Source organism: Kosakonia oryzendophytica (assembly GCF_027886705.1).
GTDB lineage: Bacteria > Pseudomonadota > Gammaproteobacteria > Enterobacterales > Enterobacteriaceae > Kosakonia > Kosakonia oryzendophytica.
Genome location: NZ_CP115659.1, coordinates 3,273,309 through 3,294,391 on the forward strand (window position 1 = coordinate 3,273,309; position 21,083 = coordinate 3,294,391).

16 protein-coding genes are annotated in these 21,083 nt (G+C 54.2%); 8 read left to right on the forward strand and 8 right to left on the reverse strand.

Going from position 1 to position 21,083, the window contains the following annotated elements; translation table 11 throughout:
* Positions 1-114: 114 nt before the first annotated feature.
* The 5 genes from pqiC to rlmKL are packed head-to-tail and all read right to left on the reverse strand — an operon-like array spanning position 115 to position 7,623.
* Entirely contained in the window at positions 115-687 is a 573-nt protein-coding gene (gene pqiC, locus O9K67_RS15950) for a membrane integrity-associated transporter subunit PqiC (protein WP_061494709.1), read from the reverse strand.
* Positions 684-2,324 carry an intermembrane transport protein PqiB gene (pqiB, locus tag O9K67_RS15955; protein ID WP_061494708.1) on the reverse strand — a complete coding sequence of 547 codons (1,641 nt, stop codon included), beginning with the start codon at positions 2,322-2,324 and terminating at the stop codon, positions 684-686. The genes pqiC and pqiB overlap by 4 nt, the downstream gene beginning before the upstream one ends.
* Positions 2,314-3,582 carry a membrane integrity-associated transporter subunit PqiA gene (pqiA, locus tag O9K67_RS15960; RefSeq protein WP_061494707.1) on the reverse strand — a complete coding sequence of 423 codons (1,269 nt, stop codon included), beginning with the start codon at positions 3,580-3,582 and terminating at the stop codon, positions 2,314-2,316. The genes pqiB and pqiA overlap by 11 nt, the downstream gene beginning before the upstream one ends.
* A gap of 12 nt (positions 3,583-3,594) precedes the next feature.
* A complete protein-coding gene (locus O9K67_RS15965; protein ID WP_061494706.1) occupies positions 3,595-5,502 on the reverse strand; it encodes an ABC transporter ATP-binding protein in 1,908 nt (635 codons plus the stop codon).
* Positions 5,503-5,514: 12 nt separating this feature from the next.
* Positions 5,515-7,623 carry a bifunctional 23S rRNA (guanine(2069)-N(7))-methyltransferase RlmK/23S rRNA (guanine(2445)-N(2))-methyltransferase RlmL gene (rlmKL, locus tag O9K67_RS15970; RefSeq protein ID WP_061494705.1) on the reverse strand — a complete coding sequence of 703 codons (2,109 nt, stop codon included), beginning with the start codon at positions 7,621-7,623 and terminating at the stop codon, positions 5,515-5,517.
* A 100-nt stretch (positions 7,624-7,723) separates the two neighbouring features.
* Here rlmKL and O9K67_RS15975 point away from each other — a divergent pair, with 100 nt between their 5' ends.
* The gene (locus tag O9K67_RS15975) at positions 7,724-8,833 is read left to right on the forward strand and encodes a YcbX family protein (RefSeq protein WP_061494704.1); all 1,110 of its coding nucleotides are present in this window, start codon (positions 7,724-7,726) and stop codon (positions 8,831-8,833) included.
* On the opposite strand, the gene zapC is transcribed toward O9K67_RS15975, so the two are convergent.
* On the reverse strand, positions 8,830-9,372 hold the full coding sequence (zapC, locus tag O9K67_RS15980) for a cell division protein ZapC (protein ID WP_061494703.1): 543 nt from the start codon (positions 9,370-9,372) through the stop codon (positions 8,830-8,832). The two genes, O9K67_RS15975 and zapC, sit on opposite strands and share 4 nt — an antisense overlap.
* A 169-nt stretch (positions 9,373-9,541) precedes the next feature.
* Positions 9,542-10,552: a quinone-dependent dihydroorotate dehydrogenase gene (gene pyrD, locus O9K67_RS15985; RefSeq protein ID WP_061494702.1), complete on the reverse strand. Its 1,011-nt coding sequence runs from the start codon at positions 10,550-10,552 to the stop codon at positions 9,542-9,544.
* Positions 10,553-10,800: 248 nt separating this feature from the next.
* Here pyrD and ssuE point away from each other — a divergent pair, with 248 nt between their 5' ends.
* Genes ssuE through ssuB form a run of 5 tightly spaced genes read left to right on the forward strand, consistent with a single transcriptional unit; the run spans position 10,801 to position 15,053 of the window.
* A complete protein-coding gene (ssuE, locus tag O9K67_RS15990) occupies positions 10,801-11,376 on the forward strand; it encodes an NADPH-dependent FMN reductase (RefSeq protein WP_061494701.1) in 576 nt (191 codons plus the stop codon).
* On the forward strand, positions 11,369-12,340 hold the full coding sequence (locus tag O9K67_RS15995; protein WP_061494700.1) for a sulfonate ABC transporter substrate-binding protein: 972 nt from the start codon (positions 11,369-11,371) through the stop codon (positions 12,338-12,340). The genes ssuE and O9K67_RS15995 overlap by 8 nt, the downstream gene beginning before the upstream one ends.
* Positions 12,337-13,482 carry an FMNH2-dependent alkanesulfonate monooxygenase gene (gene ssuD / locus O9K67_RS16000; RefSeq protein WP_061494699.1) on the forward strand — a complete coding sequence of 382 codons (1,146 nt, stop codon included), beginning with the start codon at positions 12,337-12,339 and terminating at the stop codon, positions 13,480-13,482. The genes O9K67_RS15995 and ssuD overlap by 4 nt, the downstream gene beginning before the upstream one ends.
* 9 nt (positions 13,483-13,491) lie before the next feature.
* Positions 13,492-14,280, forward strand: coding sequence for an aliphatic sulfonate ABC transporter permease SsuC (gene ssuC / locus O9K67_RS16005; protein WP_061494698.1), 789 nt, complete (start codon positions 13,492-13,494; stop codon positions 14,278-14,280).
* Positions 14,277-15,053 carry an aliphatic sulfonates ABC transporter ATP-binding protein gene (gene ssuB / locus O9K67_RS16010; RefSeq protein ID WP_061494697.1) on the forward strand — a complete coding sequence of 259 codons (777 nt, stop codon included), beginning with the start codon at positions 14,277-14,279 and terminating at the stop codon, positions 15,051-15,053. The genes ssuC and ssuB overlap by 4 nt, the downstream gene beginning before the upstream one ends.
* Positions 15,054-15,131: 78 nt before the next feature.
* Here the strand turns inward: ssuB and pepN are convergent, their stop codons facing one another.
* On the reverse strand, positions 15,132-17,747 hold the full coding sequence (pepN, locus tag O9K67_RS16015; RefSeq protein WP_061494696.1) for an aminopeptidase N: 2,616 nt from the start codon (positions 17,745-17,747) through the stop codon (positions 15,132-15,134).
* A 265-nt stretch (positions 17,748-18,012) separates the two neighbouring features.
* Between pepN and pncB the strand changes: the two genes are divergently transcribed.
* Both pncB and asnS read left to right on the forward strand, forming a co-directional pair.
* Entirely contained in the window at positions 18,013-19,215 is a 1,203-nt protein-coding gene (gene pncB / locus O9K67_RS16020) for a nicotinate phosphoribosyltransferase (protein WP_061494695.1), read from the forward strand.
* Between the two features lie 159 nt (positions 19,216-19,374).
* Positions 19,375-20,775 carry an asparagine--tRNA ligase gene (gene asnS, locus O9K67_RS16025; RefSeq protein WP_061494694.1) on the forward strand — a complete coding sequence of 467 codons (1,401 nt, stop codon included), beginning with the start codon at positions 19,375-19,377 and terminating at the stop codon, positions 20,773-20,775.
* Positions 20,776-21,083: the final 308 nt, after the last annotated feature.

Genomic DNA, 21,083 nt, shown 5'->3' on the forward strand with positions numbered 1-21,083 from the left:
CAAAAGTTCATTTGTACAAAAAATGTGAACCAGCACAAGTAATGGTCTGAGTGAACACAAAAAAAAACCGCCAGCGCTTTCGCATTTGACGGATTTTTTAGCCATTATATTTTGTTATGGCAGACGATTTAACTCATTTGCCATACTGGTCGCTTCCTGCTGCCATCCCTGCGCCAGCATTTTAACCATTTCATCATACCCATCCTTCTGCTGTTTCAGCTCAATGTGAAACGATCGCTTGATCAGCCTCCCCTGATGCTTAAGCAGCCACTCACCGGCGATAATAACCCGACCGTCATAACGTCCATGAAAACCCGTAACAGTGACGTTCAGCGTATCCTGCTCGCTGCCCAACGGTTGTGATGCAACAACCCATCCCGGTAACTGATTGCTTAAATTTGCCACCAGCGTATTACGCAGTTGCTGATCGAGCGGGCTGGCCCAGAGATTATTATGGGCAATGACATACTGCACATCGGTGGTTTGGTAAACCACGCCGTTACCGGCCAGGTAATCCGGTACAGACACCTGCTCAACCCAGAGCTGGCGGTTTCCCTGGCTCTGCCCGGTGCTGGTTTTGACCGCCATCTGCGCGGGTGAAGGTAACTGATAGTAGCTTTTGTTATCCCCCGTACTGCTACAGGCAGCCAACAGCATGACAATGCCGGTCAGTATGCTTTTTCTCATTGTTTTGCCCTCTTCGGCTGCGGATCGGCTTTCCCTTTCGCTTCGAACACCAGCGCGTTGCTCTTATCATTAAGCGTTTTCAGCACCGGTTGTAGTTCACGCAGCACCTGGTCAAGACGCTGCATGTCTGCCACCATCTTGTTATACGCGGCAGACCCGGGTTGGAAGCCCTGCATGCTGCGGTTCAGTTCCCGCAATGTCGTTTGCATATCCGCGGGTAATTGTTGCATTGACTGGCTGGCCGTCAGCTTATTGAGATTATCCAGCGTCGTCTGCAAGCGTTTAAGCGTTTGCTGGCTCTCCGACAACGTACTGGTCGCCTGTTCGATCATCGGATTCAGCGGCAGATTGTTGATCTTATCCAGCGTGTCCATCAAACGCTGCTGGATTTGAGCCAGACCACCGCTCACCGTCGGGATAATCTGATAACCGGCAAATTCACGCATCCCGCTAACCGCAGGGACGTTGTTGTAAAAATCGAGATCCACATACAATGCGCCGGTTACAATGTTGCCGGTTTTCAGCGAGCCGCGCAGGCCACGTTTAAGCAACTCGTTAAGGTGCGCGCTCATATCCGGATCTTCACCAAGCTGGTTAATTAACCGCCCCGGTTCAATACGGATCAAAATCGGTATCCGGTAATCATCGTTTAACGCCTGACGCATGCCTGCGGTAAAGAACGGCACCTTGCTGACGGTCCCTAAACGAATGCCACGGAACTCAACGGGGGCGCCGGGTTGCAAACCACGAATAGAGTCTTTAAAGAACATCAGGTAATCAATGTGATCGGTATAGAGCGACTCCTGAATGCTGCGCTGATCGTCATACAGGGTAAACGCCGTTTTTTCACCAACGGGCTGACCTAAATCGACACCTTCCGGCACATCAAAGCTCACGCCACCACCGAATAGCGTCGCCAGTGACCCCATTTCTACCCGCATGCCCGCCGAGGTGAGATCCACCGCTATACCACTGTCCTTCCAGAAACGCACATTACTGGTCACCAGCCTGTCGTTAGGAGCATTGATAAAAAGCTGATAACTCATCGTACGTTTTTGTGTATCGAAGGTGCTGGTTTCAACCGAGCCGACGCGGTAGCCACGAAACAGCACCGGATCCCCGGGGGTTAATTGCCCGGCTTTATTGCTGTCGAGGATCACCCGGATGCCTTTCGCATCCGGCGGTGCCAGCGGCGGCGAATCCAGCAAATTGTAGCGCTCGGGTTGATTACCTTTATTACCCGGTTGTAATTCAATATAGGCACCCGAAAGCAGGGTTCCCAGCCCACTGATCCCTTCACGGCCAACCTGCGGCTTCACCACCCAAAAGACGGAATCATCGTGCAGCAGCTTTTCCATTCCGGCGTTAAGCCGCGCTTTGATTTCGACATGGGTTAAATCATCGGTCAGCGTCGTGCTTTCCACCACACCGACATCCACGCTGCGGCTTTTAATGGTGGTCTTACCACCGACAATGCCTTCTGCATTGGTGGTGATCAGCGTCACTTCCGGGCCCTGATGACTGTAATGATAAAAGAGGATCCACGCGCCAACCAGCGCGGTCACAATCGGGAAAATCCACACCGGCGACCAGTTTCTTACCTTTTGCACGTTGGCTTCCCCACTTTTATTCTCCATGCTCTAACGACTCCTCATGGCGCGTTAGCGGTTCACGATCCCAGGTCAATCGGGGATCGAAAGTCATTGCCGCAAACATCGTGATAATTACGACCAGCGCAAACATTAGCGCACCCATTGCAGGGTAGATATTCATCAACCCCCCCATACGCACCAACGCGGAGAGTACGGCAATAACAAACACATCGATCATCGACCAGCGCCCAACAAACTCGACCACCTCATAAATAATGTGCATTCGCTCGCAATCGCGCTTGCCATGCCCTTTCGCATCGATGCATAGCCAGGCGATACCGATCATTTTCAACGTCGGCACCATAATACTGGCGATAAAGATCACCAGTGCCACCGGGTACGACCCCTCGCTCCAGAGTAAAATCACCCCAGCAAGGATCGTGGACGGCATACGATCCCCCAGCAGATCCGTCACCATAATGGGGAGAATATTCGCCGGCAGGTAGAGCAGAATGGAAGTGACCAGCAGCGCCAGCGTCCACTGGATACTGTTTCGCCGTCTGGCCTGCCCGCGCGTATGGCAGCGCGGGCAAACCGGTTGATCAATCGCAACAATCGCCGTACAGCACGGACATGAGCGTAGCCCCTGGCGGATCCCCGGCACCCCGATATGCAGCGTCTGCGCCGGTTTTGGAGCCGGCGCGATGTCGTCCCATAGCCAGTGGCGATCAACACACTGAAAGGCCCGTAACTGTAACAGGCAAAACAGACACCATGGAATAAAGCTACTGCCGATGCCCACATCACCATAGGCCATCAGCTTCACGAAGCTCACCAACACGCCCGCCAAGAAGATCTCCGCCATTCCCCAGCTTTTCAGTTGAAACAGGATCCTCGCCAGACCAATTTTCAGACGAAAATCCATCGGCACGCGGTTGACCAGCAACAAGATAGTCACCAGGCAAAATGCCGGGACTAGCTGAACAAACAACAAGAAGAAAGTGCCAAGACTGGCGTAATCCTCAGAAAACATCACCCGGGGAATTTCCAGCAACGTTACTTCGCTGGTCACACCGGCCACTTTCATATTGACGAAGGGAAAGAGGTTTGAGAGCAACAGCATGAACAAGGCCACGATGGCATAGGCAGTAGGACGCTGCCGCGGCGCGTCCCACTCGGTCGTCAGTGTTGAGCCACAGCGCGGGCAAGTAGCTTTATGCCCGTGCTGCAACGGTGGCAACGCCACCAGCATGTCACATTGTGAACAGAGGATGTGACGAGTGGCGTGGTGGTGTTCACACATACAGGCTCCCTTTTATGCGCCGTTTTTCAGAGCCTCCAGATACTCCCAGCGTTCAAACGCGTCTTCCAGCGCCTGCTCCGCCGAAGCCATATCAGCTAAGACTTTCTGCGTATGATCATGCGGCTGACTAAAGAAGGCGGCATCCGCCACCTGCTCCTGCAGAGATTCCAGCGCAGCTTCCAGCTGTTCCAGCTTCTGGGGCAGTTGTTCCAGCTCACGCTGCAGGTTATAGCTTAGTTTGTTGGTGCTCCGTTTGACAGTTTCTGCTTTGGCGACCGCGGCTTCCGTATTTTTTTTCACGGCGGCCTGTTTTTGCGCTTGTGAAGCAGACTGCTGACCGCGCGCATCGTGATAACCGCCAACATACTGACCAATGCGCCCTTCACCTTCGAAGATCCAACATTCGGTCACGGTATTATCCACAAACTGGCGATCGTGGCTAACCAGCAGCACAGTGCCCTGATAGCTGTCGATCAACTCTTCAAGCAGTTCCAGTGTTTCAACATCCAGATCGTTGGTCGGTTCATCGAGGATCAGCAGGTTACTGGGTTTAAGGAACAAACGTGCCAGCAACAGGCGGTTACGCTCCCCACCGGAAAGTGCACGTACTGGCGTCATCGCCCGTTTTGGATGGAACAGGAAGTCCTGCAAATAACCCAAAATATGGCGCGGTTTACCGTTGACCATGACTTCCTGTTTGCCCTCGGCCAGGTTGTCCATCATCGTTTTTTCCGGATCCAGTTCCGCACGGTGTTGATCAAAGTACGCCACTTCCAGCTTGGTGCCCACATGCACGCGACCACTATCCGCCTGCAACTGGCCCAGCATCAGTTTCAGCAATGTCGTCTTACCACAGCCGTTAGGGCCGATGAGGGCAATTTTGTCGCCCCGCTGGACCTGCGTAGAGAAATCGCGCACCAGCACCTTTCCCTCAACCCCGTAGTTGACGTTTTCCATCTCAAAGACGATCTTGCCGGAGCGGGAAGCTTCTTCCACCTGCATTTTCGCACTGCCCATCACTTCCCGGCGCTCGCTACGCTCACGACGCATCGCTTTCAGCGCACGAACGCGGCCTTCGTTTCGGGTACGACGCGCTTTGATGCCCTGACGGATCCAAACTTCTTCCTGTGCCAGCTTGCGGTCAAACTCAGCATTTTGCAGATCTTCCACGCGCAGCGCTTCTTCTTTATCCAGCAGATATTGGTCATAATCGCCAGGGTAAGAGACCAGCTTGCCGCGGTCGAGGTCGACAATGCGCGTCGCCATATTGCGGATAAATGAGCGGTCATGGGAAATAAAGATGATAGTGCCGCCAAACGATTTCAGGAACCCTTCCAGCCAGTCGATGGTTTCGATATCCAGGTGGTTCGTCGGTTCATCAAGTAGCAGTACACGCGGGGCGCTAACCAGCGCGCGACCTAACGCGGCTTTACGCAACCAGCCGCCGGACAACGAGGAAAGCGCCATGTCCGCAGTCAGACCCAGCTGCGCCAGCACCTCGTTAATGCGGTTTTCCAACTGCCACAAACCGTGATGATCCAGCAGCTCCTGTACCCGCGCCAGTTCGGCAAGGTTTTTGTCGCTTGGATCGCTCATCACCAGATGCGAAATATCGTGATAACGCTTGAGGTATTCCGCCTGCTCTTCAATGCCCTCAGCGACAAAGTCGTATACGCTGCCGGTGACGTTGCGCGGCGGATCCTGTTGCAGACGCGCCACCACTAAATCCTGCTCATAGACGATGCGTCCATCATCCAGGTTGACTTCCCGGTTGAGGATCTTCATCAGCGTTGATTTACCCGCCCCGTTGCGCCCTACCAGGCACACGCGTTCGTTTTCTTCGATATGCAGCTCTGCATTATCGAGGAGCGGCGCATCGCTGAACGACAGCCACGCGCCATGCATACTGATCAATGACATTTATTTATCCTTTCAGGCTGCGGTAATCAGCCAGCAGTTATGGATTTGACGGTTGCGGGCAAAGTCCTGCGACTGCGTTTTTTTGGTGATTTCTTGTGCTTTCAGCCCCAGTTTCGCCAGCCCGTCGAGATCCATACGGAAACCGCGTTTGTTATTGGAAAACATAATTGTGCCGTCCTTGCGCAGCAGGCGTTTCAGATCCTGCATCAGGCGCATATGGTCGCGCTGCACATCAAACGAGTCTTCCATGCGTTTTGAGTTCGAAAAGGTCGGCGGATCGATAAAGATCAGATCAAACTGCTCGTCAGTATCGCGCAGCCAGCCAAGGCAGTCCGCCTGAATCAGACGATGCGCACGACCGCTCAGACCGTTGAGGCGCAAGTTGCGTTCCGCCCACTCAAGGTAAGTGCGGGACATATCCACGGTGGTGGTGGAACGTGCGCCACCTAAACCTGCATGTACGCTGGCGCTACCGGTATAAGAGAAGAGGTTCAGGAAATCCTTACCCTTACTCATCTGGCCCAGCATACGGCGAGCAATGCGGTGGTCGAGGAACAGGCCGGTATCCAGATAATCCGTCAGGTTGACCCACAGACGAGCGTTATATTCGCTCACTTCCATAAAGTCGCCCTTCTCGTTCATCTTCTGATACTGGTTGTTGCCTTTCTGCCGCTCACGGGTTTTCAGTACCAGTTTATTCGGCGCAATACCGAGTACCTGAATGGTGGCAGCGATAATATCGAACAGGCGCTGACGCGCTTTCTGCGCATCCACGGTTTTCGGCGGTGCGTACTCCTGCACCACCACCCAATCCGCGTAGCGATCGACCGCCACGTTGTAGTCGGGTAAATCGGCATCGTACAGACGGTAACATTCGATACCCTCCTGGCGCGCCCACTTCTCCAGTTTTTTCAGGTTCTTGCGCAAGCGGTTAGCGTAATCTTCCGCCATCGCCGGGGCTTTCGCTTCGCCGGTATTTTCCGCCAGATGGTAGTTTTTCTGCACGCAATCCAGCGGGCCATTCTTGGCTTTGAACTGGCGCTCTGCACGCAGCTGTAGGCAATTGAGCAAATCGACCGACGCACTGAACAGCGACAGGTTCCAGCCGCCGAACTGCGCTTTCAGCAAGCGCCCCAGCAGACTGTGCAGCGCAATCAGCGCCGGTTCGCTTTCGAGACGCTCACCGTAGGGCGGGTTGCTGATGACCGTACCGTACGGGCCTTTCGGCAGCGGATTACTCAGTTGTGCGACATCTTTCGCCTCAAAGGTGATCAGTTCACCCACCCCGGCGCGACGGGCGTTTTTACGGGCGATTTCGACCACGCGCGCGTCGTTGTCGGAGCCATAGAAACGGGATTCATAACCGGCAATCCCCTGACGGGCGCGGGTTTGCGCCTCGGCTTTCACTTCTTGCCACAACACGTCATCGTGCTGTGCCCAGCCGCTAAAACCCCAATGACCGCGATGCAGACCCGGCGCGCGATCGGTTGCCGCCATCGCCGCTTCAATCAGCAATGTGCCGGAGCCGCACATCGGATCCAGCAACGGCGTGCCCGGCAGCCAGCCGGAACGCATCACAATCGCCGCCGCGAGATTTTCTTTAATTGGCGCCATACCAGTGCGATCGCGGTAGCCGCGTAAGTGCAAGCCTTCGCCGCTCAAGTCAAGAGAGATATTCGCGGTGTCCTGATTCAGCCAGACATTAATGCGTAAATCCGGCATGTCACGCTCAACATTCGGACGCGGAAGATTTTTACGGGTAAAGCTGTCGACGATGGCGTCTTTCACTTTCAACGCGCCGTACTGGCTGTTGCGGATCTCATCATTCAGCCCACTGAAATGCACCGCGAAGGTCGCGCCCGGGTTAAAAATCTCTGTCCAGTTAATCGCCTGCACGCCCAGGTAAAGATCAAGGTCGCTATACACCTTGCATTCTCCGAGTGGCAGCATAATGCGCGAAGCCAGACGACTCCACATCAGGCTCTGGTACAGGAGCCGTGTGTCACCTTCAAAATGGACACCACCCTGAACAACACGGCACTCTACAGCACCGAGTTTTTCCAGTTCAGTTTTTAACAGCTCTTCCAGCCCACGGGCCGTACTGGCAAACAGAGAAATCATAATGTCACTTATACTCAACGAAAATTGTTGCGCATTATAGCTAATCTGGCGTTCATGTCATAAAGTTGAGGGCTAATTTTCGTCTGACAGGGGGCAAGACGTGCCGACTCTTTCACGTCTTTTTATCCATCCGGTGAAATCCATGCGCGGCATTGGTCTGACGCATGCATTAGCCGACATTAGCGGTCTCTCGTTTGATCGCATTTTTATGATCACCCAACCCGATGGCACCTTTATTACTGCCCGCCAGTTTCCGCAGATGGTGCGCTTTACGCCATCACCGCTGACGGATGGTCTGCATCTGACCGCACCGGACGGCAGCAGCGCAGTGATCCGCTTTGCTGATTTTGCGCCCGACGCCGCCCCAACGGAAGTCTGGGGTAACCATTTTACCGCACAGGTTGCGCCCGATGAGATTAACCGCTGGCTGAGCCACTTTTTCTCGCGTGATGTCCAGCTTCGCTGGGTGGGATCGACGCTGACCCGCCGGGTAAAGCGTCACGAAGATGTCCCATTATCCTTTGCGGATGGCTTCCCTTATTTGCTCACCAACGAAGCTTCACTGCGTGATTTACAACAACGCTGCCCGGCCAGCGTCAAAATGGAGCAATTCCGTCCCAACCTGGTGGTGACGGGCGCGCAGGCGTGGGAAGAAGACAACTGGAAAGTGGTGCGCATTGGCGATGTGATTTTTGATGTGGTCAAACCGTGCAGCCGCTGCGTGTTTACGACTGTCAGCCCGGAAAAGGGTCAAAAACACCCTACCGGCGAGCCATTAACGACGCTGCAAGGGTTCCGTACCGCGCAGGACAATGGCGACGTGGATTTTGGGCAGAACCTGATTGCCCGCAACAGCGGTGTGATCCGGGTGGGTGATGAGGTTACCATTCTGGCTACCGCTCCGGCTAAAATTTACGGTGCCGGTGCCGTGGCGGAAACATTGTCACCAGAAGTCCTGCCGGAAGGCGCAGTGGATATCAGTTGGCAGGGGCAGACGTTTCGCGGTAACAACCAGCAAGTGCTGCTGGAACAGCTTGAAAATCAGGGGATTCGCGTACCCTACTCCTGTCGGGCGGGAGTCTGCGGCTGTTGCCGGATACGGTTAGTGGAAGGTGACGTCAGCGCCATGAAAAAATCGGCGGTCGCGCAGGATGGTTCGATTCTCTGCTGTAGCTGTATACCGAAGACATCACTGCGGCTGGAGGCTTAAACCGCCTGTTCATAGCGAATGCCAACGGCGTGCGTGTGCGGCTTCAGGCGATCGTTCATGATTTTGATCGCATCGCCAAGCTGCATCGTACGACCGGCAATGACCACGCCAGGCTGCGCCAGCAGACAGAGCGTTGCGTTTTCACCCGGTTCCACCACCAGCAAATTGACGCACTCCTGCGTGTCACTCAGCCAGACGCAGGCCCCTTCTCCCGTCGCAGGCGACCAAAGTTCGCCGTGAGATAAAAAGTGCCAGCTTTTCGGCATTTGCGGTTTCAGGAAGCGAATGGCGACCAATGCATTGAGCACCAGCTCTGCACGTTGCTCATTGGACAAATCGAGATCGCGGCATTTTTCATCAAAAGAGAAATAGAGAGCCGCATCGTCGACACAAAAACCTGAGGGCGAAAAAGCATCCGGTGTCAGCATTTTACCGGCAAAGCGCGAACGAAATAACATGCCGTTGGCTAAGTCGAGCATCATACGGTCATGCTCGCCATCAAAATACCAGCGCCAATTGTCGTCAGGTTTAATTCGCATTTTCCTCTCCCGTCCCCATAAACATCCTGTTACTTTTTCATCCTTTTTGCCGCCTCGGTTATTACCCTAATAATGAAAGACTAAAATGTTTAAATTAGCAACAGTGACGGAATATAAAACAACCAGGGCGGGAAATAAAGCCCTGGTGGTTCAGGAAAAGGAAAAAAGATTAGATATGGGTGACAATTTCTTTAATCAGTGGCGGGCCTTTAAAAATAAAGCCAGAATAAATTTGCACCAGTGTTGCGCCTGCGGCCACTTTTTCCCGAGCGGCGATCACCGAGTCAATGCCGCCGACACCGATAATAGGTAACTGACCCTGTAATTCCTGAGACAGACGGCGAATTATTTCAGTACTTTTTAATTGTAATGGACGGCCACTTAAACCACCGGTTTCATCACAATGTTTCATTCCCTGCACGAGGGATCTATCCAGCGTCGTATTGGTAGCGATAACGCCGTCAATATTGTGGCGAACTAAACTGTCCGCCACCTGGATCAATTCTTCTTGCGAAAGATCCGGTGCGATCTTCACCGCTACCGGTACATATTTATGGTGGCGATTCTGTAGATCGTTTTGCTTATTTTTAATTGCCGAAAGCAGATCATCCAGCGCTTCGCCATATTGCAGGGTACGTAACCCCGGCGTATTCGGCGACGAGATATTAATCGCGATATAACCTGCATAAGCATAGATTTTCTCCATACAAATCAGGTAGTCATCTTTGCCCTGCTCGACTGGCGTATCTTTATTTTTGCCAATATTGATACCGAGTACACCGTCAAAATGCGCTTTCTTAACATTCTCGACCAGGTTATCAACACCGAGATTATTAAAGCCCATCCGGTTGATCAAACCTTCGGCATCTACCAGACGGAAGATCCTCGGTTTGTCATTGCCCGGCTGTGGACGAGGCGTCACGGTGCCGATTTCGATGGAGCCGAACCCCATCGCCCCAAGTGCATCAATGCATTCGCCGTTTTTATCCAGACCTGCCGCCAGTCCAAGCGGATTCTTAAAGGTCAGCCCCATACATTTTACCGGTTTCTCCGGTACACGCTGGCGGACAAGCGCTTCCAGCGGTGTGCCCGTGACACGGCGTAATTGTTGAAATGTTAATTCATGAGCGCGCTCTGGATCGAGCTGGAAAAGGGCTTTACGAACGAAGGGATAGTACATGAACTCTCCTGGATTCCCGGTGTGCAAACCGGGGGCGTATTATCTGCGAAACCCCCGGCAAATGGAATTGACCTGCGGCAAAAAAAGCTGATTTGGCGCAATCGTTTTCCCTTCCCCCTCCGCTTTATGCAATTTTTGGCAATTTTTCTTCAAATAAATCATTTAGTGGAATAAATCGCCTCTGTCACACTGCTTTAAATTGTTATGAATGTTACTTAAAAGCAAACAATTAGTTATAAGGAGCTACTATGCGCGTTGTCACTCTCGCCGGAAGTCCGCGCTTCCCGTCCCGCTCCAGTGCACTGCTGGAGTATGCTCGTGAGCGTCTGAGCGCCCGGGATATCGAGGTCTGCCACTGGCACTTACATAACTTCGCGCCAGAAGATCTGCTGTACGCTAACTTTGATAGCCCGGCTTTACAAACGCTTATTGAGCAGTTGAAAAGCGCGGACGGATTGATTGTCGCTACCCCCATTTATAAAGCCTCCTTTTCCGGCGCCCTGAAAACGCTGCTGGATTTGCTTCCCGAACGCGCACTGGAAGGCAAGGTGGTTTTACCGCTGGCGACCGGCGGAACCGTGGCGCATATGCTGGCGGTGGATTACGCCCTGAAGCCTGTTCTCAGCGCGCTCAAAGCGCAAGAGATCCTGCATGGCGTTTTTGCTGACGACAGTCAGGTACTGGACTACCAGCATAAACCCAGCCTGAGTCCCAATCTGCAAACCCGTCTTGATAGCGCACTGGAAACCTTCTGGCAGGCGCTGCACCGCCGCGACATTCAGGCTCCCGATTTCCATACGACACAGGGAGTCGCTCATGTTTAACGCTTTCAAACATCGCGCACAGTGGCTGGTGATCGGAGGACTGCTGACCGTGTCCGGTTGGGTACATGCCGCCGAACCTGCGCCGGATGGGTTACGCATCGGCTATCAGAAAGGCAGTGTCAGTATGGTGCTGGCGAAAAGCCATGAATTGCTGGAAAAACGTTACCCGAACACCAAAGTATCCTGGGTGGAATTCCCGGCAGGCCCGCAGATGCTGGAGGCACTCAACGTCGGCAGCATTGATATTGGCAGCACTGGCGATATTCCACCGATTTTTGCCCAAGCTGCTGGTGCGGATCTGGTTTATGTCGGCGTAGAACCCCCTAAGCCGAAAGCAGAAGTGATCCTTGTGGCGGAAAACAGTGCCATTAAAACGGTTGCCGATCTGAAAGGGCATAAAGTGGCTCTGCAGAAGGGGTCCAGCTCCCATAACTTGCTGCTGCGCGCCCTGCAAGAAGCCGGACTGAAGTTTACAGATATTCAACCTGTCTTCCTGACGCCGGCCGATGCCCGCGCAGCCTTCCAACAGGGGAATGTCGACGCCTGGGCCATCTGGGATCCGTACTATTCCGCGGCTCTGTTACAAGGCGGCGTGCGGGTATTAAAAGATGGCACCACGCTGAAACAGACCGGCTCTTTCTATTTAGCGGCACGCCCCTACGCAGAGAAGAATGGCGCCTTTATCCAGGGGGTACTGGACACCTTTAGTGAAGCGGATGCACTCACCATCAGCCACCGTGACGAAAGTGTCGCACTGCTGGCAAAAACGATGGGGTTACCACAGCCCGTTATCGCGACTTACTTTGATCATCGCCCCCCGACCAAAATCGGACCGGTAAACGATGCCATCGCCGCGCTGCAACAGCAAACGGCCGATCTGTTTTATGCCAACCACCTGCTACCGAAGAAAGTGGATATCCGTACCCGCATCTGGCAGCCAACCCAAGAAGGAGCCAAGTTATGAGCCTGAATCTGTTCTGGTTTTTGCCTACCCACGGTGACGGTCACTACCTGGGGACCGATTACGGCTCCCGGGCAGTGGATCATGCCTATTTACAACAGATTGCCCAAGCGGCGGACCGTCTGGGATTTAGCGGTGTACTGATCCCAACCGGACGCTCCTGCGAAGATGCCTGGCTGGTGGCCGCCTCCCTGATCCCGGTCACGCAACGTCTGAAATTCCTCGTCGCCCTGCGCCCAAGCGTCACCTCCGTCACCGTCGCCGCCCGCCAGGCCGCCACACTGGATCGCCTGTCTAACGGCCGGGCATTGTTTAACCTCGTGACTGGCAGCGATCCGCAGGAACTGGCAGGGGACGGTGTATTTCTTGATCATACCGAGCGTTACGCAGCATCATCGGAATTCACCCATGTCTGGCGACGCCTGCTGGAAGGCGAGACGGTCGATTTCCAGGGCAAACATGTTCATGTGCGCGGCGCGAAGTTATTTTTCCCCCCCGTTCAGCAACCGCGCCCGCCGCTCTATTTCGGGGGGTCATCAGATGTGGCGCAAGATCTGGCCGCGGAACAAGTCGATCTCTATCTGACCTGGGGCGAGCCCCCTGAACAGGTAAAAGAGAAAATTGCCCAGGTGCGCGCCAAAGCAGCCGCTCACGGGCGCCGCGTTCGCTTCGGCATTCGCCTGCATGTGATCGTGCGTGAAACCACTGCGGAAGCCTGGCAAGCAGCAAACAACCTCATCTCGCATCTGGATGACGACACCATTGCCAAAGCGCAGGCGGCATTTGCACGCCAGGACTCCGTCGGCCAGCAACGTATGGCGGCACTGCATAACGGTCAACGCGATAACCTGGAAATCAGCCCCAATTTGTGGGCTGGCCCAGGCCTGGTGCGCGGCGGCGCAGGAACGGCGCTGGTGGGCGACGGCCCAACAGTAGCGGCGCGCATTAACGAGTATGCGGCACTGGGAATAGACAGTTTTATTCTTTCTGGTTATCCGCATCTGGAAGAGGCGTATCGGGTGGGCGAACTGTTGTTCCCACACCTCGATGTCGCTATCCCGCAGATCCCGCAACCGCAATCGTTGCCGCTTCAGGGCGAGACGGTGGCGAATGAGTTTATCCCCCGAAAAGTGGCGCAAAGCTGAGGAGTCATCATGGCTGCACAGAACAGAGGGTTGCTGCGTATCGCACCGTGGTTACTGCCCACCGGGATCGTGATCGTCTGGCAAATCGCTTCATCGACTGGTTGGCTCTCCACCCGCATTCTTCCGTCACCGGAAGGCGTGCTGGAGGCCTTCTGGACGCTGAGCGCAAGCGGAGAACTGTGGCAGCATCTGGCCATCAGTTCCTGGCGTGCGGCGATTGGCTTCTCTATTGGCGGCAGCATCGGTTTGACGTTGGGGTTGATAAGCGGTCTGTCGCCTTGGGGAGAGCGGCTGCTGGACACCTCTATCCAGATGTTGCGTAACATCCCGCATCTGGCATTGATCCCCTTGGTCATCCTGTGGTTTGGCATCGACGAGAGCGCGAAAATATTCCTCGTCGCTTTGGGTACGCTGTTTCCGGTGTATATCAATACCTGGCATGGGATCCGCAATATCGATCGTGGACTGGTGGAAATGGCGCGTAGCTATGGTTTAACCGGTTTTGCGCTCTTTATCCACGTGATCCTGCCGGGTGCCCTACCCTCAATTATGGTCGGTGTGCGCTTTGCCCTTGGTCTGATGTGGCTGACCTTAATTGTGGCCGAGACGATTTCAGCGAATGCAGGCATCGGTTACCTGGCCATGAACGCACGGGAGTTCTTGCAAACCGATGTGGTAGTGGTGGCGATTATCCTCTACGCCCTGCTCGGCAAACTGGCTGATGTGAGTGCACAACTGCTGGAGCGCCTGTGGTTGCGTTGGCATCCGGCTTATCATGAGAAGGAGGCAAATGCATGACGACCGCCCGACTCACTCAAGGAATCCCCTTGTTATTAAATGGCGTAAGCAAGCACTACGGTGATAACGCCGTATTGAAGGGGCTGGATTTGCACATTGCTGCCGGTCAGTTTATTGCCGTGGTGGGGCGTAGCGGCGGCGGCAAGAGCACCTTACTGCGTCTGCTGGCTGGCCTCGAATCCCCAAACAGCGGTGAACTGCTGGCGGGAAACACGCCACTGGCGCAGATCCAGAATGACACGCGAATGATGTTTCAGGATGCACGCCTGCTGCCATGGAAATCGGTTATCGATAATGTCGGTCTGGGTCTGAAGGGCTCCTGGCGCGAGGCCGCACAAGAAGCGCTCCGGTCAGTAGGGCTGGCGCAGCGCGCAACGGAGTGGCCTGCCGCGCTCTCTGGTGGGCAAAAACAGCGCGTCGCACTGGCGCGTGCGCTGGTACATCAACCCGGACTGCTACTACTCGATGAACCCCTTGGCGCACTGGATGCACTAACACGTCTTGAGATGCAGGCGCTGATCACGGAACTGTGGCAATTACACGGGTTTACGGTAGTGCTGGTCACGCACGATGTCAGCGAAGCCGTGGCCATGGCCGATCGCGTCCTGCTGATTGAAGAAGGGAAAATTGGTCTGGATTTGGCCATCGATATTCCCCGCCCGCGCCGGACGGGTTCGGCCAGACTGGCGGAGTTAGAAGAAACAGTACTGAACCGGGTCATGCAGCGTGGCGAATCAGAAAGCACAGTTGTGCCACAAACCCGCCATGCCTGAGAATTTGTCGCTTTCGCCGGTTACAAAGCACTATTTACAGGCCCGGAAAGCGTCGCGCTACCGGGCCTGATTGCCGGACTATGCCAGCGCTTTGCTGACTTTCTCGTACAGGTCGCCAGACAGGTTTGGCAACGCTTTTAACTGCTCCAGCGCTGCGCGCATCAACGCCTGACGTTTGGCGTCATAACGTTTCAGGCGGATCAGCGGCTCAATCAGACGCGACGCTACCTGCGGGTTGCGGCTATTAAGCTCAGTCAGCATTTCGACCAGGAACTGATAACCACTGCCATCTTGCGCATGGAATGCCGCCGGGTTGCTGCCGGCAAAAGCACCGATGAGCGAACGAATGCGGTTCGGGTTGCTCAGGCTGAACGAACGGTGTTTCAGCAAACCACGCACCGTTTCCAGCACATTGCTCGCCGGGCTGGTAGCCTGCAGGATAAACCACTTATCCATCACCAGACCGTCATGATGCCATTTGTCATCATATTCCTGCATCAGCGCATCGCGGCACGGTAACTGTGCGGCCACAGCGGCTGAAAGCGCAGCCAGCGCATCGGTCATGTTGTCGGCATCGTGATACTGCTGACTCACCAGTTTGTCACCCAATTGCGCGTCGCCAAAGGCCAGGAAGCGCAGGCAGGTGTTACGTAAAGCGCGCTTGCCGATATCTGCATGCTCCACCTGGTAATGGCTTAATTTGTTGGCGTTATACACAGCAAGGAACTCATCTGCCAGCTCAGTGGCAAGCGTACGCGTCAGGGCTTCACGCACCGCGGTGATCGCGGTGGGATCGATAACGTCAAACAGTTCGGCAATCTCATTCGCTGATGGCAGCGTCAGAATCTCGGCAGCCAGCGCCGGATCGATGGCCTCGTCCAGCAGGATAGCCCGGAAGGCATCTGCCACATGCAACGGCAACGACAACGCCTGACCCTGCTGATGACGTGCAACGTTCAGCTTGATATGCGTGGCCAGCAGACTTTGCGCCGCATCCCAGCGGGAGAAATCGTTGCTGGCATGACGCATTAAAAACGTGAGCTGCTGGTCGCTCCATTTGTATTCCAGTTTCACCGGCGCAGAGAACTCACGCAGCAGTGAGGGCACTGGCTGGAAATAGACATTATCAAACACAAATGTCTGCTCGGTCTGTGTCACGTTCAGTACGTGGTGTACCGGGTGACCGCCTTTTTGCAGCGGGATCACCTTCCCTTCGTTATCGTACAGTTCAATATCAAACGGGATGTGCAGCGGCTGCTTGTCTTGCTGCTCCGCGGTTGGCGGTGTGCGCTGGCTGATGGTCAGCGTATACTGCTCGGTATTCGGGTTGTAGTCGTCCTGCACCGTCACAATCGGCGTGCCCGCCTGACTGTACCAACGACGGAAATGCGAGAGGTCGATATTAGAAGCATCCTCCATCGCCTGCACGAAATCGTCACAGGTCGCTGCGCTGCCATCGTGACGCTCAAAATAGAGCTGCATCCCTTTCTGGAAGTTCTCTTCGCCCAGCAGCGTGTGCATCATGCGGATCACTTCAGCACCCTTTTCGTAAACCGTCAGGGTATAGAAGTTGTTCATTTCAATGACTTTGTCCGGACGGATGGGGTGCGCCATCGGGCTGGCGTCTTCCGCAAACTGCATGCCGCGCATGGTGCGTACATTATTGATGCGGTTAACTGCACGGGAACCGAGATCGGAACTGAACTCCTGGTCGCGGAACACTGTGAGTCCCTCTTTCAGGCTGAGCTGGAACCAGTCGCGGCAGGTGACACGGTTACCTGTCCAGTTATGGAAATATTCATGCCCTATAACACGTTCAATATCGAGGTAATCTTTATCGGTTGCAGTATCTGTCCGGGCAAGAACATATTTCGAGTTGAAGATGTTCAGCCCTTTGTTTTCCATCGCCCCCATATTAAAGAAGTCGACGGCAACGATCATATAGATGTCGAGATCGTACTCCAGGCCGAAGCGCTCTTCGTCCCACTTCATGGAATTCTTCAGCGACGTCATCGCCCACGGCGCGCGATCAAGATTGCCGCGGTCGACATACAGCTCCAGCGCCACCTCGCGCCCGGAGCGGGTCGTAAACGTGTCGCGCAGTACGTCAAAATCGCCTGCGACAAGGGCAAATAAATAGCAGGGTTTCGGGAAGGGATCCTGCCACTGAACCCAGTGACGGCCATCGCCCAGTTCCCCCTGGTCAATACGGTTACCGTTCGACAGCAGGAACGGATAACGGGTTTTATCAGCGATCAATTTGGTGGTAAACCGCGCCAGTACATCCGGGCGATCAAGATACCAGGTAATGTGACGGAACCCCTCCGCCTCACATTGAGTACACAGCGCTTCGCCAGACTGGTACAACCCTTCCAGCGCAGTATTCGCCGCCGGGCTGATTTCATTCACGATACGCAGGGTAAAACGATCCGGCAGGCCATCAATGACCAGTTGGTTGCCTTCTTCTATTTTATAGTTCGACCATGGAGCATCGTTGACATGGAGAGAGAGCAGTGTCAGCTCGCCGCCATCGAGGCGAAGCGGTACGACAGAGGCGCTATGGCGCGACACGTTACTCAGCGCGGTAACGACCGTTTTGGTGGCGTCGAGCTCAAAGGTCAAGTCAATATCGCTAATCAGGTAATCCGGCGCACGGTAATCGTGGCGGTATTTGGCTTGTGGCTGTTGTGTCATAAAAAACCTTTAGCATCTTCTGTTTGGTTACGACTCCAGTCTATTCCGGTTGCGGAGAACGCGCCACGCAGAATGTTCATCTTTTAAGAGGGAAAAGCTCTGGTTTGCTACATTTTGGCAACAGGAGGCACGAAATGCCATCGACCCATTCCGTGCGATATGGTGTGATCGGGGTTCAATAACCTGGTAAACAAGGTATACTCCAGCGACGACCTGCTTTGTTTATTGTACTAAACGCTCCTGTAAGAGGATGCTTCTGCGCACCATGACTCAACTCGCTTTCCCTGGTCTGCAAACGCTGCTGGATACCGACGCTTACAAGCTGCACATGCAGCAAGCGGTGTTCCATCATTATTACGATGTGCACGTTTCAGCAGAGTTCCGCTGCCGTGGCGACGATCTGCTCGGCATCTACGCCGACGCGATCCGTGAACATGTGGATGCCATGCAACACCTGCGTTTGCAGGATGACGAGTACCACTGGCTGTCCGGTCTGCCTTTCTTTAAATCCGACTATCTCACCTGGTTGCGCGATTTTCGTTACGATCCGCAGCAAGTGGCTATTAGCAACGACAACGGCAAACTCAACATTCGTCTCTCCGGCCCGTGGCGCGAAGTGATCATGTGGGAAGTACCGCTGCTGGCGGTCATCAGTGAAGTGGTGCATCGCTGCCGTTCGCCTCAAGCGGGCGTAGAGCAGGCTCTGCTGCATCTGGAAGAAAAACTGGCGGATTTTGCTGCGCGCACGGCCGGGAAGGACATGTCCCGTTTTCGTCTGATGGATTTCGGCACCCGTCGCCGTTTCTCCCGCGATGTTCAGCAGGCAATTGTAAAACGCCTGCAGCAGGAACCGTGGTTTGTTGGCACCAGTAATTACGATCTGGCGCGCCGGTTGTCATTGACGCCAATGGGAACCCAGGCACATGAGTGGTTCCAGGCGCATCAGCAAATCAGCCCAAATCTCGCCACCAGTCAACGCGCGGCGCTGGCGGCCTGGCTGGAAGAGTACCCATCGCAATTAGGCATTGCGCTGACGGATTGCATCACCATGGATGCGTTTTTACGCGACTTTGGCCCGGAATTCGCGACCCGTTATCAAGGATTGCGTCATGACTCCGGGGATCCGGTGGAATGGGGGGAGAAAGCCATCGCCCATTACGAAAAACTCGGGATTAACCCCCTTACAAAAACGCTGGTATTCTCCGATAACCTCGATCTGAACAAAGCGCTCGAACTTTATAGCCACTTTACCTCACGCGTTAATCTTAGTTTTGGTATTGGCACCCGTTTAACCTGCGATATTCCTCAGGTAAAGCCGCTCAATATTGTCATTAAGCTGGTGGAGTGCAACGGTAAACCGGTGGCGAAATTGTCAGACAGTCCGGGGAAAACCATCTGCCATGATAAGGCGTTTGTCCGCGCACTGCGTAAAGCATTTGACCTGCCTCAGGTCAAAAAAGCCAGCTAATCGCCAGGGAGCCAGACGGCTCCCTTCTTTTTGCCGACAATTTATTAATTGTTCTTGCGAATTCTGCTTGTCTGATGGCGTATGCCAGGTAACATAGATATCCCCCCTTATCGGGCGGACAAGTGTTTATTTTTTCCGACTATTAACAGAGAGAATATTATGAGCGTTGTGCCTGTAGCCGACGTATTCCATAGCCGCGTTGCCGTTGACAGCGAAGTCACCGTACGCGGATGGGTGCGCACCCGCCGAGATTCTAAAGCTGGTATCTCCTTCCTCGCCGTTTATGACGGCTCCTGCTTTAATCCTGTACAGGCCGTTATTAATAATTCTCTGCCCAATTACAATGACGAAGTGCTGCGTCTGACCACCGGTTGCTCCGTTATCGTCACCGGTAAAGTTGTGGCTTCGCCGGGCGAAGGCCAGAGTCTGGAAATTCAGGCAACCCGTGTTGAGGTGACAGGCTGGGTTGAAGATCCGGATACCTATCCGATGGCAGCAAAACGCCACAGTATCGAGTATCTGCGTGAAGTCGCACATCTTCGCCCACGCACAAACCTTATCGGTGCCGTTGCTCGCGTTCGCCATACGCTGGCGCAGGCGCTGCATCGCTTCTTTAATGAGCAAGGATTCTTCTGGGTTTCCACGCCGCTGATCACCGCGTCTGATACCGAAGGTGCAGGTGAGATGTTCCGCGTTTCGACGCTGGATATGGAAAACCTGCCGCGTACGCCGGAAGGCAAAGTAGATTATGACAAGGATTTCTTCGGCAAAGAGTCTTTCCTGACCGTATCGGGGCAGCTCAACGGTGAAACTTACGCCTGCGCGCTGTCGAAAATCTACACCTTTGGCCCGACCTTCCGTGCGGAAAACTCCAACACCAGCCGCCATCTGGCGGAGTTCTGGATGCTGGAACCAGAAGTGGCTTTTGCCGACCTGGATGATAACGCCCGTCTGGCCGAAGCGATGCTGAAATATGCTTTCAAAGCCGTCCTGGATGAACGTATGGATGACCTGAAGTTCTTCGAAGAACGGGTCGACAAAGATGCCATTGGCCGTCTGCAGCGCTTTATTGCGGCAGATTTCGCGCAGGTGGATTACACCGATGCGGTAGCCATTCTGGAGAAATGTGGCGAGACGTTTGAAAACCCGGTGTACTGGGGCGTCGATCTGGCTTCTGAACACGAACGTTACCTGGCGGAGAAGCACTTTAAAGCGCCGGTCGTGGTGAAAAACTACCCGAAAGATATCAAAGCGTTCTATATGCGCCTTAACGATGACGGTAAAACCGTGGCGGCGATGGACGTGCTGGCGCCGGGCATTGGTGAAATCATCGGTGGTTCTCAGCGTGAAGAGCGTCTGGATGTTCTGGATGCCCGCATGGCCGAAATGGGGCTGAATAAAGAAGACTACTGGTGGTATCGCGACCTGCGCCGTTATGGCACTGTGCCGCATGCCGGTTTTGGTCTCGGTTTTGAGCGCCTGATCGCTTACGTAACAGGCGTACAGAACGTGCGTGACGTGATCCCGTTCCCACGCACCCCGCGCAACGCGACATTCTGATCGACCCAATAAAAATATGAAGGCCAGCCCGAGTGCTGGCCTTTTCTTTATCTCTTTTTTTACTCTGTTAATCTGCATTCAGAACGCAGACACATTTTTACTCACTTTCTTACCTGCCCGGTCATTTTCTGCACCATATTGGGTTAGAACCACTCTGTACAAAAAATCAACACCGACGTTGTTGCCCATTTTTACCTCCATGTGATTTCGCACGTTTGGTTAAAAACAGAGCAGCTATCTGGATGGCTAAATCAAGTTATAAGAAAATACAGGATGAGAGGGATTCCGGGATAAGAAAAGCCGTTATC